The sequence below is a fragment of the Acidithrix sp. C25 genome, from assembly GCF_904848545.2.
In genome coordinates this window covers 1,028,779-1,043,451 of the sequence record NZ_CAJHCI020000010.1, presented here as the reverse complement: position 1 = coordinate 1,043,451, position 14,673 = coordinate 1,028,779, and the positions used below count along the sequence as shown (strand labels likewise).

Sequence of the window (14,673 nt, the reverse complement as noted above, 5' to 3'; positions counted from 1 at the left end):
ATGACAGACAGAATAGGAAATGCATCACTCGTTGGTTCTTTGGTCAACTCAGTCCAAGGAGACCAAAACACACTAGTAAATCTCCAGCAGCTTTTAGCTACAGGCAATAACATCTCAAAGCCAAGTGATAGTCCGGTTGGAATCTCCAACTTGCTGGCGGTGCAGACTGGGCTTTCGCGCGCTAATCAGTTCGTGGCGAATGCAAAAGACGGTTCGACGATGCTTGGGGTTGCTAATGGCGCAATGAGTACTGCGATGAATGTTCTACAACAAGCTCGCACGGCGATTCTCTCTGCGGGAAATGGTGCCTTACCCTCAGCCTCGATAAAGGCGATAGCTAACCAAATTAATGGATATGTCCAGACCTTGGCGGGGATAGCAAATACCCAATATCTAGGTGTGGCAATCTTTGGGGGAACCTCGGGTGCGCAATCCGCCTATACCCCAACTACTACTAGCGGCACGACGGTCTATACCTATCAGGGCAATGGTGTTGCTCCGAGCCGAACGGTTGCTCCGGGAGTCACGGTAAATGCGAGTTTGGCTGACGCTTTTGGAACTGGAAACCCACCCTCAAACCCAGCTTCTCCTGTTTCTGGAGAGCTTGGGTACGCAAATAACACAGCTAACATAATGACTACCTTAAGTAGTATTGTCAAAGACTTACAATCTGGATCATCTGCCAATATGTCTACTGATTTAGGTAAATTTGATACTGCTTTTGCAGTCTTTCAGACAAATGCTGGTCAAGTTGGTGCTCAATATCAGCAGATGCAGGCCATGCAACAGCAGACGACCTATACTCAACAATCGTTGAATACCCAACTTGGCGCGATTCAAAATGTCGATGTGGCTTCCGTCTCTACACAATATCAGCAAGCTCTTTCAAACTATCAAGTCGCACTTTATGCGACGGCACAATTGGGCCAACAACCATCGTTGGCCACATACCTTCACTAGTATTAGGACTGGAGAGTAATAAATGAATACCATAGAATCTGAGCCAGAGGTGGATGAGTCACCAAAGTCGGGCGCTCCGAGTTTTCGAATCGTAGCCGAAGTCAACTTGCCGAAGGGCTTGCCCGGCTTCTTTGCTGAGCGCAAGTTTGCACTTTTGGATCTAGGAGACGACTACAACCCTTATATGGCATTACGTTCGTTCACCTCCGAACTCACTCTTATCGTGGTTGAACCTCGATTTGTCGTTGAGGACTACCAGGTTCACGTGGATGACCCAACGCAGAATCTTTTGGGTTTGACGCGATCAGAGGACGCACTGGTGCTTGTGATAGCAACTCTAAGGGAGAACAAAAATCCTGTTGTGAATTTACTTGGACCGATAGTTCTAAATGTTGAAAGCAAGATTGCAGCCCAAGTTGTTCAGGTGGAGAGTGACTACTCTGTTACCCACGAAGTTTCACTAGCTCTTCGGGCTTCAGACCGAGTTGTACTCTAGGGGTGGTTTTGGGATGGTCGATTTTAAAAACCACCATCCGATCTTCCTGCAGCCCAAGTACTTAGTCTCTTATCACCTTTGGATTAGGGTACTCTCTAGGGACCTGAACGAGGGGTTTGAACTAGGTCGTTAGAGAACTCGACAAAGATACCCACCCGGGTACATCTTTTAATATAGGACAAACCACAAGAAGCCCCAGGGCACTTTCAGCGCCATTGCGGGATAGTCGAACTTGGGCGGGCCGCAACCTTAGTTGACAAGCTGGCGCTAGCCCAAGGTTATAAGTAAATTACCTAAAACTCTATTGCTAGCACAGCCCAAACCTAACGCCGAGATGGTGATGTGACCCTACAGCCCTGGTCTATTAGAGTTACTCCTAGGAGGTAGGCGTAGGTCTTCATCAAGCAAATGGCTTAGGTGGCCGATGTGCGTTAGCTATTCTTTGGCGGAATCATCAATCGGCATCTTGATTTCACCCATATCGATGCCTAATGCCTTAGGACTGGTTGCCGCCGCTTCGTTCGCAGCTTTCACCGCCAGATAAACTTCTTCTCGGTGAATTTCTACATCCCGTGGCGCCGAAATCCCGACTCTTACTTGATCTCTATGGATATCAAGTATCGTAATTACAATATCGTCACTGATGACGATGCTTTGGTTGGCTCGGCGTGTTAGTACTAGCAAAGCGCCTCCTTGCGCGAGATGGTCGTAGGCAAGTAACGAACAACTTATACAATAGGGCCTATTTGGGTATATTTTGCGATCAAATGCTAATACTTCGCAAAAGGATTGAAATTTAGCTACTTTTCCCCAGATAACTGTTTTCTTAGCCACCAGAGTGTCTTATAGCTTTGACTATGTGGAGATGGCTCCGGGTAGCATCTCGACTTTAGTTGGTTAGTATCCGAAAGCTATGCCTTTGGTGCCACTTGCAACTGAAGGTATTTGAGTGACGTACTGCACTGGGTCAAACTGTTCTGGGTCGCTTTTGCCTGGGTCAAACTGTTCTGGGTCAAACTGCACTGGGTCAAACTGCACTGGGTCAAACTGCACTGGGTCAAACTGCACTGGGTCAAAATGCACTGGGTCAAACTGGCTGTTGTGGTGAGTTGCCAAAGGGCCTTGTAGTTCAATTAGGCAAGACACAAATTGGCAAGGCACAAATTGGCAAGGCGCAAGTCGATAAGGTGCGAGTCGGAATGACTAATCCTTGTAGAGAAGCTTTCCCATTGCCCTGCCATCAGATCGACAAAGCGACTTGCAGCTTTGGAGGTCTTTTGATATCGCACCTCTTTGGTCCTGGAGTTACGCGTCGAAATCCTCCAGTGGAGTTTGAACTTACTCGGCCAGCCGTCGTGCTTTTTGGGTCAATTCCAGCTGTTATTAGTTTCAATGTGATCGGCTCCGTTTGCATCTTTATTATTAGATGCTTTAGAAGGCTTTTTATGAAAGAGGCAAATCATCGCAATGGCTAGAGGAAGGAAGGGCGTCTTAGCAATTTTCCTTGAGTTTGATTGTCTTTTTGGTTAGGTCTCTTGATGCGTTATGATCAATTTACAGTGGCTTTGCATTCGATTTGCTAACGATGCGCTAAGTTTTGTTACGGATGAAGCGTGTGTTTCTTGCTATCGCCTAGGTAGTAGCGGTTTAGTTTTATGATCGGTGGATTTAGTTGGCAGTAATTTTGATCACAGGTGCCACAAGTGGAATTGGCCTAGAGACTGCTTTGGAGTTTGCCAAACGGGATGATCATGTGATTCTCGCGGGTCGAAATAGACGCAAGATTGATGATGCGATTGAGAAAATTGCTAAAGTGGCGCCAAAGGCAACGCTCGATCAAGTGGTCTTCGACCTCTCAGAGGTTGGATCGGTATTGATGGCTGCCATAGAGCTCAAGGCACGATTTGATCGTATTGACATCCTAATCAATAACGCCGGCGTGATGGCTATTCCTATGCGAATGGAGACCAACGATGGATTTGAGAGCCAATTCGCGACGAATCATCTCGGCCATTTTGTCTTGACAGCTGGCCTCTACGACCTTTTACTTGAGTCCAATTCGCCTCGTGTGGTTACGGTCTCGTCGATGGTAGCTAAGTTTGGAACTATCGACTTCGATGATCTGAATGCGAACGAGAATTACTCGCCGTGGAAGAGCTATAGCCAATCAAAGCTCGCCAATCTGCTATTTGCCAGAGAACTTTCAAAGAGAGCAATGGCCAACTCCGATCCAATCATTTCCCTAAGCTCACACCCAGGATATAGCGCTACCAATCTCTCCTTCAATGGGCCGAGAATTGGCAAGGGAACGCCGGGAGTGCTAAAGCTTTTGCAACCACTGATTGCGCAGAGGCCCTGTATGGGTGCACGTCCATCGATAATGGCGGCTACGTCTTCGATCGAGAACTGGACTTATTTCGGCCCACGCGGCCCCTTTGGTTTGAGAGGTAAGCCAACAGTGGTTTCGCCTCCGCCAAAGGCTCTCGATGATGTCGCAGGCGAGCGTCTTTGGAATATTTCCGAGGAAATGACAAAAACTACTTTTGGAATTTAGATTTTTCTTTGAGTTGCTTTCCATGATAGTTATGGCGGCATAGGCTTGTTTTCAGCTAGGTCGTTATTAAAGATGGTTTTCAACTAGGTGGTCTTGATTTTTAGGGCCTGGAAAATCTTTATGGTGGAACTGTGTAATTTGTGATTTTTTGTATTGTATCCAGAGATGACAAACTATCAACGATGCGATCATGTCTTGAAACATAAAGGTATAGGGCAAATCTAACTAGCTAGATTCAAAGACCAACTGCTCTAAATTCTGCTCTGTTACCGATCGAAAGAAAAGGCTACTTCGGCGCAATTTTGCTATTTTCGATGGGTAACCGTGTGGTTTGTCTGAGAGCTAATTTTTGACTTTTATTTATTCTTAGATCAAGTATCTGATTTCAATGCTAGTTGCAGACAGGCTTAGCCTTGTATGGTAACGGTTCCTGGTTCGAAAAATTAAGGATTTCATTTTTACCGATAGCACTTTGACTGCAAAGGTTTTTTGCTTAACCCTATGGCAGGTACGCTGAGGCCTTCAATTCACGAATTTTATAAGCTATAGGATATCTTGAAAAGCTGTTGTGTAAGAGCCTGGAGCCGACTCTTCGTCAGGGAAATAAACCATACCTATTTAGATGGATGCGGCTCAAATTTCAATCTTTGAGACAACTAATTGTTCACTTAGAGATCTCACCCGGAGCGTGCTAGGTGTGCCAGGCGTAGTTTTAGGTTTTGGCTTTGGCTGTATTACGTCTAGTTCTAGATGGATAATACTTTCTTTTTGGCTATGGTTGTCTTTGCCTGGAGCCGACTCTTCATAGTTTTATAGATGCAGATTACGAATCGGACTTTTGAGATACCAACTTTAGCTAGGGATTATTAATGGCGCGCACTGTCGCTGGGATAGTTTCATTTGATCCTTGAGAGGCTGGATAGTTATCGATCTTAATAGTGCTTGGAACTGGTTGAGTACGCACTTTATTCAATTGGTCAAGGTGGCCGATCTTCTTGCCGAAAGTCATTGGAGACATCCTTTACCATCGGGGGTTTAGATGAGTTCCAATTCGGGCGACACCAGCGGTCAGATACCAGAGGAAGTTGCGGAATTTTTAGTTGAGAGTTATGAGAACCTTGACAGACTTGACCAAGATCTAGTGATACTAGAGAGCGATCCACATAATAAGGAGACGCTCTCGTCGATTTTTCGAACTATTCACACCATAAAGGGCACATGTGGCTTTCTAGGGTTTGAGAAGTTGGAAAAGGTAGCCCACGTAGGTGAGAATCTGTTGTCGAAGCTACGTGACGGCGTGATAATGATAAATCCGGGGATTACCTCGGCGCTTCTATCAACGGTAGATGCAGTTCGTGAGATGCTCTCATTTATAGAGCAGGAAAACTACGAGGGCAATGGCGACTACAGCGCGCTAATCGAGCTTCTTGCTTCGATGACCAATGGAACGCTACCGCAACCGAGCCAAGGCTCTAACCCAGCCACGGTTCCTTCGAGTGCCCCTACATCTCAAGACCCCATCTCTCCGCCGGAAGAAGTTCAACCAGAGATTCATGCGCCAATTAAGGTCGGGGAGTCTTCCTTTGTCTTCAATAAGAAGGTTTCAAAGCCTGCTCCACCCCAGGAACCCGTCTCTATAGCGGCTCCGACATCCGAGCAGGTCACAGTCGATGAGCCTTTGGCCGTATCGCCTATAAGTGATGTCTCAAAGGATGCAACTCCTCCAAATAGAGGTGATGTCGACAAGGATAAAGTTGTCACATCTGTCTCTGACGCCAATATAAGGGTTGACGTTGGGTTGCTGGACAAGCTTATGAACTTAGTCGGAGAGTTGGTTCTAGCACGAAATCAGATTCTGCAATATACCTCTTCTCAGACCGACTCTTCGTTCGTCGCAGCTTCGCAACGGTTGAATCTGATTACATCTGAACTCCAAGAGGGTGTGATGAAGACGAGGATGCAGCCGATTGGGAATGTCTGGTCTAAGTTCCCTCGGGTGGTTCGAGATTTAGCCCTCTCTGTCGGTAAAAATGTGGCTATTGAATTCGAAGGCAGAGAGACGGAACTGGATCGAACTATCATCGAATCGATCAAGGATCCCCTGACCCACCTTGTCCGTAACTCAGTAGATCATGGAATTGAGACACCAGAGGGTCGAATTGCAGCAGGTAAAGCTCGGGATGGTCGATTGATCCTTCGTGCATACCACGAAGGTGGCCACGTAAATATTGAAATTGCAGATGATGGTGCTGGAATTAACCCCGATAGGATTCGGGCTAATGCTCTCAAGAAGGGCCTTTTTCGAGCGGATCAACTTGACAAGATGAGTGAGCGTGAGATTACAAATCTCATCTTTGCGCCAGGGTTTTCCACCGCTGAGAAGATTACCAATGTCTCGGGGCGTGGCGTTGGGATGGATGTGGTCAAGACCAATATCGAAAAGATTGGCGGCACTATCGACATCCAAAGCACTCCTGGTGAGGGAACCACTATCAAGATCAAGATTCCACTTACCTTAGCTATCATTCCTGCACTTGTGGTGGCTGCAGGCGGCCAGCGCTATGCAATCCCTCAAGTCTCCTTAGTAGAACTTGTGCGCCTGGAGCGAGATCAAGCTAAGGTCGATATTGACTCTGTCTATGGTGCCCCTGTCTGTCGATTGCGGGGAAATCTCCTTCCTCTTGTCTATCTGTGCGACTTGATGCATACCTCGACGAAAAAGATAGAAGATGATGCTGTAAACGTAGTGGTGCTTCAAGCCGACGAGAGGCAATTTGGCCTGGTAGTTGACAACGTCGTTGACACCGAAGAGATCGTCGTGAAACCACTCGGTAAGCAAGTAAAGAATGTAGATGTCTACGCTGGCGCGACAATAATGGGTGATGGACGCGTTGCACTGATTTTAGATGTAATGGGAATCGCACAGCGGTCGTCGGTGATTTCAGAGGTGCGAGATCGTAAGCTAAGTGAACTTTCAGCTAGTTCAACGCTCGAGGTGGGAGAGCGCCAAACCCTGCTCCTGCTAGGTGTCGGCGATTCGTACAGGGTCGCGGTTCCGCTGTCGAGCGTGGATCGTCTGGAAGAGTTTCCTTCCGATGCCCTTGAATGGGCAGGGGATAACCAAGTTGTTCAGTACCGTGACGCAATAATGCCACTCATCTGGCTCTCGAGCACCCTTGGTGTACCGAGTGCAACAGAAGTCGATTCCGCGAGCATTCAAGTTGTGGTTCATTCGGGCCATGGCAGGCGTGTCGGAGTAGTGGTCGATCGGATCCTTGACATAGTTGCTGTCAATATGAACCTAGAGAAGTGTTCTATAAAGTCACAAGTCATCGGTTCAACAGTTATCAACGATCGAGTAACTGACATAGTTAACGTCGACGAAATCGTTCAAAGCGCTCTTGTGAACTTTATCGATTCGTCCAATTTTGCTTTAGCTGGATACGGAGGCTAGAAGTGTCCCAAAAGATTTTGAGTGAAAAGCAGTATTGTACCTTTTATTTGGACAATCATTTTCTTGGAATAGGCGTTCGCGAGGTTCAAGAGGTCCTCAAATACCAACCGATGACAAGTGTTCCATTGGCCGATGATGTAGTTGCTGGACTCATCAATCTGAGAGGCCAGATTGTAACTGCTCTTGACCTTAGGAAGGTCATGGGTCTCGCGCATCTAGATGGTCGTCTTCCTATGAACATAGTGGTTAGAAGCGACGATGGCCCCTTGAGTCTCTTGGTCGATGAGATTGGAGATGTCGTCGAAGTGGAGGCGGACTTCTTTGAGGATCCGCCCGAGACGCTTGAGGTTTCATTTCGTCACCTGATTAGGGGTGTCTATAAGCTCGAAGGCAAACTGATGCTTGTTCTGGATCTTGAGCGAGCGGTATTTTCATTAGTCGACGCCTGATTTGGCCCGAGTAGTCACATTCACCTTTTGGCCCAGTGGATCGCTTTGGGCAAATATTAAATCACAACTATCTCCGGAGGGGATCTAGATGGCGTTGGCCCTGGTAATAGACGATTCGAGCGCAACGAGGATGATTTTGGCACGTATCTTAACGGAGCTTGGGTATTCGGTCGAAAAGGCAGAAAATGGCGCTGATGCTCTTCATAAACTCTCGAAGATGGCCAAGCCAGAGCTGATTCTAATTGACTGGAATATGCCGGTTATGAATGGTTATGAGTTTTTGGTAAAGGCGAGGTCGATGGCTCAATTCGACGATGTGACGATGATGATGGTCACTACTGAAACCGAAATTGAGCAAGTCTTAAAGGCTCTCGAAGCAGGTGCTAACGAATATGTAATGAAACCTTTCACTAAGGACGTTATAGATGAGAAGCTCTCGCTCCTGGGTCTCGGAGCGAGGTAGGCGGATGGATAGTACGCGTATCCGTGTAATGGTCGTCGACGACTCTGCTGTTATTCGTAAGATCGTAACCTCGACACTACTTCGGGAGCCCGATATAGAAGTCGTAGGGACTGCAGCCTCTGGTAAAGAAGCGATTGCTCGCTTTAGGGAGTTGCAACCCGATGTAATCACTCTAGATATCGAGATGCCCGAGATGAATGGGATTGAGGCGATTGGTCATATTCGCGCTATGGATTCGCGAGTTCCTATCATCATGTTTTCAACTCTTACAGAGGCTGGGGGCAAGGCTACCTTAGATGCACTCAGCTGTGGTGCGACTGATTATGTAACAAAGCCAACATCTAGCGCCAGCATAGAATCATCGAAAGACATTATTGCATCTGCTTTGGTCGGTAAGATTAGGGTACTTGGCCAAAAGCGAAAAAAATCTCCTCCTTCGTTACCGGGATCAAGCGGTGTCAATCCGACTCATCGACCAGGTGCCACCAGAGGGTCTTCTTCAACTATCGAAACTCGCCATTCCAATTCGCGCGAGACCCGCAACGCTCTGCCAGAGCCAATTGGCCGTAGTCTTTCTCACCGAGATGAAGGCTCTCGCGATAGTGGCTCGAGGCAAGTGCCAAGAGCGGCTCCTACTCGAGCTCCTTCTGTTGTATTGATTGGCATATCCACCGGGGGGCCGAATGCTCTAGGGGAGGTAATCCCAGCACTGCCAGCCAACCTTTCGGTGCCAATTGTGATCGTGCAGCATATGCCTGCGACCTTTACCCGACTTTTAGCGGAAAGGCTAGACACCAAGTCAAAGCTTCATGTGATGGAAGCTAAAGGAGGGGAGAATCCTCGTGCAGGAGAAGTTTACATTGCACCAGGAGAACATCATTTGGTTGTCAATACCAACTCTCGCGGCGACCTAACCTTGGCTTTAGATGACTCACCGCCGGTAAATTCTTGCAGACCTTCGGTTGACACGCTCTTTCATTCGGCTGTCAGATTAGGAAGTCGAGTCCTAGCGATCGTAATGACCGGTATGGGCCAAGATGGCTACGTAGGAGCTCGAGAGCTCAAGGGCGTAGGGGCCGAGATTGCGACTCAGGATGAGGCGTCCTCGGTGGTCTGGGGAATGCCTGGATTTGTCACTAATGCTGGACTGTCCGACAATGTTATCGCTTTGTCAGCAATGGCCGACTTTATCTCCAAGCGCTGTGCGCCAAGCAATGGATCTAGTGGATTTGCCAGGCAACCCAAAATGTTGACTCCCGGAAGCCTCGTTGGAACCTCGGGTTCACCTCGTGGTCAATCGAGAGAGCTAGGAGGTGGTAAATGGCACTAACTCCAGGTGATTTTACCTTTCTTTCTAACTACGTAAAGAATTCAACTGCCATTGTTTTGACTCCAGATAAGGATTACTTGGTAGAGTCGAGATTGAATCCCGTGGCGTGGCGCTTAGGTGCCTCAAGTATCTCCGATCTGGTCTCAAAATTGCGAGCCAATCCGTCTCCGACTTCGGAGATCGGAATGATGGTCTCCGAGGCGATGACGACAAACGAAACCTATTTTTTTCGAGACGTAAAACCTTTTGATGTATTGAGGAACGAACTGTTGCCACAAGCGATGGAACGCCGAGGAAGTGATCGATCTTTAAATATCTGGTCTGGAGCATGTTCTTCAGGCCAAGAGGCATATTCGATTGCGATGACAATCAAGGAGCACTTTCCTTCTTTGTCTACTTGGCGAGTTCGGATAATTGGTACCGATATCTCAAGGGCTATGGTGGAGCGAACTAAAGAGGGGATTTTTTCACAGATCGAGATAAATCGTGGATTGCCCGCTCCTCTGTTGGTGAAATACTTCTCCAAGGTGGGTTCCGAGTGGAAGATCAAAGGTGAATTGACTTCGATGGTCGATGCTTCTGTGATGAACTTAGCCGGGAACTGGCCCATATTGCCCAGGATGGACATCGTCTTTATGAGAAATGTTTTGATCTATTTCGATCTTCCTACCAAAAGGGCAATTTTGGAGAAGGTTGTTCGGGTTATGGCACCGAATGCTTCGTTATTGCTTGGTGGATCCGAAACGACCATGAATGTCACTAATGAATTTGACCGCGTAACAGTAGGCGCCAGTTTTTACTATCGAATAAAAGGTGGGGGTGCTAGTTCGGTTGCACCATCGGTTGGATCTACCCCAACCTTTCGTGGAACTCCAGTTGCACCACGAGCTGGACTTCGGTAATAATTTCAAGGTTGTTTATAGTTAGGTCGAATAAGACAACAGCTTCTAGCAAAGGATTGAATAGGGAGCTTAGAATGAAGATACTTATTGTTGATGACTCAAAGGCGATGCGGATGATTGTCCTGCGGCACCTCCGCCAAGCGGGACATGGTGACGCGGACTTCTGCGAGGCAGCAAATGGCCTCGAGGGCCTTAGCCAAGTTAGAGCCGAAAGTCCGGATCTAATCCTGAGCGATTGGAACATGCCCGAGATGAATGGTCTCGAATTTCTTCGTAAATTACGATCGGATGGCTTTGACACTGCATTCGGTTTTGTAACATCAGAAGGTACTCCAGATATGCACATGCTTGCCCGTGACTCCGGTGCTCTATTTTTGATCGCCAAGCCATTTACTGTGGATACCTTTAGGGAGACACTAGATGCAGCTGGGGTGGTATAGATGGATGATCCGACGTTAGTTTCAACTTGGCTTCATGCAATGGTAAATTCTGCCGAGGAGCTCGCCACTTCGACTCTTGGTCTTGAAGGTATTACCGTTATAAATGAAGAGCTCCCAAAGGAGAGGGACTTCCCAGGTTCGTATGTAGCCTTGATTGGTGATTCATATAATTTTGAATATGGGATAGCAGGAAGCTGGGATTCTTGTGCGGTTCTAGCACGGGCGCTATTGTTCATGGAGCCAGAGGAAGAACTCAGCGATGATGATCTGGCAGATGCCGTAAATGAAGTTATAAACATTGTAGCTGGAGGCATAAAAAGACGTATGTCGGAGATTGATACTGGCCTCAAACTGGGACTTCCTGCATTCTTCAATGGAACTTTGCATCCGACATCTCATCAAGAGGCAGCAGCCTCTAAAGTTGATCTAGCGGGAGCGGAAGTTTACTTGATGGTATTTCGCCACCGAACGTAATTTTTTATAGCACGAGAGAAGAGAGAGGTAGTCCCATGTCGAATCAAGGAGCAGACCTAAAACTGCCAAATCCGAACGATGTTGAAGAGACACTGGGGATGTTGTTTGGCAAGTCGGTCACAGCCAAGCGGATAGCAACGCCGGGTAAGTTGCCCGGAGTGGGTACTGTCTCTATCTATACATTCGATGATGATGAAGTTGGAGCAGCGGTCTTTTGCGAACTGGGCCTTACTAACTCCTTGGGCGCTTCTATGATGATGATCCCAGCAGGAGCCGCAGAAGATGCAACCGACGAAGGTGAGATCCCAAAGAATTTATTGGAGAACTTTCACGAGGTGGCAAATGTTATCACATCACTTTTGAATGATCGCCGTAGCCATGCCAAGCGAGTGAAGCTAGATAGAGTTGTCGTTCTGCCGGAAGAACTCGACGATGAAACAAGCAGTCTCATAGCTTCGCCAGGTCGTATAGTGTCCTACGATGTTTTTATTCCGGGAGGGTATCCTGGGGGCGAGCTTCGTTTTTGCCTTTGATAGACCGTTTTGACTGAATGCTCTTCCTTCTGGGTCGGTATTTTTGTAATAGTTTCAAGGGGCTTGGGCCATCTAGAGGCTAGGTGAAGATAGTTCTTAATCGGAAATAGACCATAATTTTCAAAAGGTCGTCTCAATTGAGGCGACCTCTTGGTCGATTAATAGTCCATGGTAGATCAATCATTGTCAATCGTTGTTTTATACTCTGAAAAAAACACCAAGCTGCTCTCGCAATCTGTTGATTCAATTTCTTCGGCAATTCGTGCCGGAGATGAAGTGACAATTGTTGAACTTGTTGATTCAACACTTAGAATGCCACCTCGATTCAAGGTCACTCGAGGCGCAGACTTGGTCCAATCCATTGCATCTATCTCCTCTAACCATCTTTGTGGCAAGGTCGTCTTCTTTTGCGCAGGTGCCTTTGTGACTAGGGCGCATTTGGACCAGATCAGAAATTCATCCCTGATAGCCACGGATGTGATCACCGGTCCTCGTAGTGCTTATCTTCCAGGATATCAGCTCTCGTTTGGACAGAGCTACCACGGAAGAAGCGCTATGCGAGAGTTTCAGTGCGAATGGATTAAAAGTCACAGCGGTTTCTTTTCATCGACTCCTTTTCTAGGAATTGACGGTATCTCATTGGCCAAGGAGACATTCATTCGATTTGCCTCGCAGCTGACCGATTGCGATGACCTGGTTGAGCTATCTTGGTCGATAGCGACCTGGGCCAGTGAGAACCAGCTCTCTATGGTCGTGGATGACTCCCAATTTCTCCATAGCGATGCAGTGCTTGATTATCATCTAACCCTTGAATATCGAAATGTAAATCAAGGAACCGGCTTTCACAAATATCAAAAATTCGCCATTTGTGACAATGCGCTGTCTTCTCGCGAGATACCGGCGACAGGACGAGTGAAAACTCCGGTCTTGAGCCTAACGATGATCGCTAAAGATGAGGAGCATATTATCTCCGGAGCTCTATCCTCGGTATCTGATTTGGTAGAGGAGATTTTTGTCTTAGATACTGGATCGAGTGATTCGACCCGCGATATCGTGCGTTCTCATGGAGGTGCGGTCGGGGAGTTTGAATGGTGCGGCGACTTTGGTAAGGCGAGGCAACTAGCTCTTGAATCGGTCGATAGCGACTGGGTTCTGTGTTTAGACGCTGATGAGGAATTTGATTTTACTATTCCTGATATTTTGTCTGAATTGTCGCAAAACCTTGGCCTTGGCATTGGACTTATGGTGAATATAAAAAGTGTGGACAATCTTGACATATCCACTCCAATTCGCAACCAAATGGGCCGTATTCTGAGAAGGGTAGACGCGAGGTGGGAAGGAAATTTGCATGAAATAGTGCTTCCTAAACACTCCTTGTTGCCACCGTATTTTTCCACTCTTGAGAGCGGATCGATCAGTCATTTCGGATACCAGCCTACCAGGGTTGATATGCAAGCTAAAGCTTTGAGAAACGTGACGATTTCCCGAGATTTTGTCGAATCCACAAATCGAAGTGCCGAGTCGTTAGTGCACCTTGGTCGCTCCCTTTTGATGATTCAAGAAATAGATGAAGCGGCCCAACTCTTTGAGGATGTGATTCGCTCCACTTCGACCCCGCTTAGTTGGTATCCGATTGTTCTGAGATTATTAATTCAAATTGAGCTTGACCGCGGTAATTCTCAGGCCGCGATCGATTGGCATAAAGAATTCAAAGATAGATTTCCACATCGAGCAGACCAAGCCGCGTTTGAGATGATGATCTTGATCTCGCTTGATAGAACAGACGAAGCTCTTTTAGTTTATCATTCGCTGCCTCTCTCTGAGAGCTACTTAGGTGATCAACAGTTTGATAAAAGCAGATTTTTGCCAGCGTTGATTGGACACCTCTACGAGAGTGAAAGATATTCAGAGGCACTGGGAATTATTATTGAGGGCCTTGATATCTCGGGTTATCTGGAGATTCACCCTGGATTGATTGTGTCAATTCTGGAGAAAGCTAATGTCCAGCCCTTAGAGTTCTATAAGCGAATTCCAGAAAAACGGCGAATTCCTGTCTTTGGATTTATTCAACAGCTAGGCTACAGCGACCCCGAAGTTGCGAGTAAGTTTTTACTTTCGTTATGGAAGAGCCAAGTCCAAGAGGATCTATTGCTCGCATGCGCACTCAATTTTGTCGATAACGCCTCGTTGAGTGATCGCCTGGAGTGGTCAGCGATCGCTAGGAATTGCGGACAAAGCGATAAATGCCCACTCGTAAAGGTTGGTGTTGACGAATCAAAGGAACTTTTGGAGCGGGTCGCATCTTTGTACGTCGCTGACTTTGCATTCGGGGATCCATTTGCACATAAACAGCTTGACGAGCTGATGCGGTCAGTGGATCGATGCGTGCTCGAAGATGCCTTGGAAGAGATTCGTCAAAGATATGAAATAATAATCCCAATGATAGTTGCTGGAGTACCCCTTCAAGCTGGTATTTCGTGAAGTTTGATTTGCCATATGTCTCAAAAATCCAAGTGACAATGTGTGAAAGTATTAAAGGCTTAAAGATCAAGGAAAAATTAAAGTTCGTATTAGTTAAGCCGAGATATTAGGTAGCCACTCCATCGGTGACCCTGTGA

Annotated in this window: 14 protein-coding genes and 1 pseudogene; 13 read left to right on the top strand and 2 right to left on the bottom strand. The window is 47.1% G+C overall.

Going from position 1 to position 14,673, the window contains the following annotated elements; all coding sequences use genetic code 11:
• The gene (locus tag ACIDITHRIX25_RS80315) at nt 1-960 is read left to right on the top strand and encodes a flagellin N-terminal helical domain-containing protein (protein WP_201733438.1); all 960 of its coding nucleotides are present in this window, start codon (nt 1-3) and stop codon (nt 958-960) included.
• Nucleotides 961-982: 22 nt separating this feature from the next.
• Complete coding sequence (gene fliW / locus ACIDITHRIX25_RS80310) at nt 983-1,456, top strand: flagellar assembly protein FliW (protein ID WP_052604986.1); 474 nt, start codon at nt 983-985, stop codon at nt 1,454-1,456.
• Nucleotides 1,457-1,891: 435 nt separating this feature from the next.
• On the opposite strand, the gene csrA is transcribed toward fliW, so the two are convergent.
• Nucleotides 1,892-2,290: a carbon storage regulator CsrA gene (csrA, locus tag ACIDITHRIX25_RS000000104475; RefSeq protein WP_235347646.1), complete on the bottom strand. Its 399-nt coding sequence runs from the start codon at nt 2,288-2,290 to the stop codon at nt 1,892-1,894.
• 77 nt (nt 2,291-2,367) lie between these two features.
• A pseudogene (locus ACIDITHRIX25_RS80300) lies at nt 2,368-2,490 on the bottom strand (hypothetical protein); the annotation flags it as partial.
• On the opposite strand from ACIDITHRIX25_RS80300, the gene ACIDITHRIX25_RS000000104470 reads away from it, so the two are divergent.
• The 11 genes from ACIDITHRIX25_RS000000104470 (at nt 2,445) to ACIDITHRIX25_RS80250 (ending at nt 14,536) form a co-directional block, all read left to right on the top strand.
• Nucleotides 2,445-2,564: a pentapeptide repeat-containing protein gene (locus ACIDITHRIX25_RS000000104470; RefSeq protein ID WP_502756219.1), complete on the top strand. Its 120-nt coding sequence runs from the start codon at nt 2,445-2,447 to the stop codon at nt 2,562-2,564. The pseudogene ACIDITHRIX25_RS80300 and the gene ACIDITHRIX25_RS000000104470 overlap by 46 nt on opposite strands.
• 564 nt (nt 2,565-3,128) lie before the next feature.
• Complete coding sequence (locus tag ACIDITHRIX25_RS80295) at nt 3,129-4,010, top strand: oxidoreductase (protein ID WP_201733435.1); 882 nt, start codon at nt 3,129-3,131, stop codon at nt 4,008-4,010.
• Between the two features lie 1,039 nt (nt 4,011-5,049).
• Nucleotides 5,050-7,464, top strand: coding sequence for a chemotaxis protein CheA (locus tag ACIDITHRIX25_RS80290; RefSeq protein WP_201733434.1), 2,415 nt, complete (start codon nt 5,050-5,052; stop codon nt 7,462-7,464).
• Between the two features lie 2 nt (nt 7,465-7,466).
• Nucleotides 7,467-7,913 carry a chemotaxis protein CheW gene (locus ACIDITHRIX25_RS80285; protein WP_200891197.1) on the top strand — a complete coding sequence of 149 codons (447 nt, stop codon included), beginning with the start codon at nt 7,467-7,469 and terminating at the stop codon, nt 7,911-7,913.
• Nucleotides 7,914-8,001: 88 nt separating this feature from the next.
• Entirely contained in the window at nt 8,002-8,376 is a 375-nt protein-coding gene (locus ACIDITHRIX25_RS80280; RefSeq protein WP_052604991.1) for a response regulator, read from the top strand.
• Nucleotides 8,377-8,380: 4 nt separating this feature from the next.
• Complete coding sequence (locus ACIDITHRIX25_RS80275) at nt 8,381-9,706, top strand: protein-glutamate methylesterase/protein-glutamine glutaminase (protein ID WP_201733433.1); 1,326 nt, start codon at nt 8,381-8,383, stop codon at nt 9,704-9,706.
• On the top strand, nt 9,697-10,608 hold the full coding sequence (locus ACIDITHRIX25_RS80270; protein WP_201733432.1) for a CheR family methyltransferase: 912 nt from the start codon (nt 9,697-9,699) through the stop codon (nt 10,606-10,608). Before ACIDITHRIX25_RS80275 ends, ACIDITHRIX25_RS80270 begins: the two co-directional genes overlap by 10 nt.
• A gap of 74 nt (nt 10,609-10,682) precedes the next feature.
• Entirely contained in the window at nt 10,683-11,048 is a 366-nt protein-coding gene (locus tag ACIDITHRIX25_RS80265; protein ID WP_201733431.1) for a response regulator, read from the top strand.
• On the top strand, nt 11,049-11,522 hold the full coding sequence (locus ACIDITHRIX25_RS80260; protein WP_201733430.1) for a chemotaxis protein CheX: 474 nt from the start codon (nt 11,049-11,051) through the stop codon (nt 11,520-11,522).
• A gap of 35 nt (nt 11,523-11,557) precedes the next feature.
• On the top strand, nt 11,558-12,055 hold the full coding sequence (locus ACIDITHRIX25_RS80255) for a hypothetical protein (protein WP_201733429.1): 498 nt from the start codon (nt 11,558-11,560) through the stop codon (nt 12,053-12,055).
• A gap of 183 nt (nt 12,056-12,238) precedes the next feature.
• Entirely contained in the window at nt 12,239-14,536 is a 2,298-nt protein-coding gene (locus tag ACIDITHRIX25_RS80250; RefSeq protein WP_201733428.1) for a tetratricopeptide repeat-containing glycosyltransferase, read from the top strand.
• The last annotated feature ends 137 nt before the right edge of the window (nt 14,537-14,673 follow it).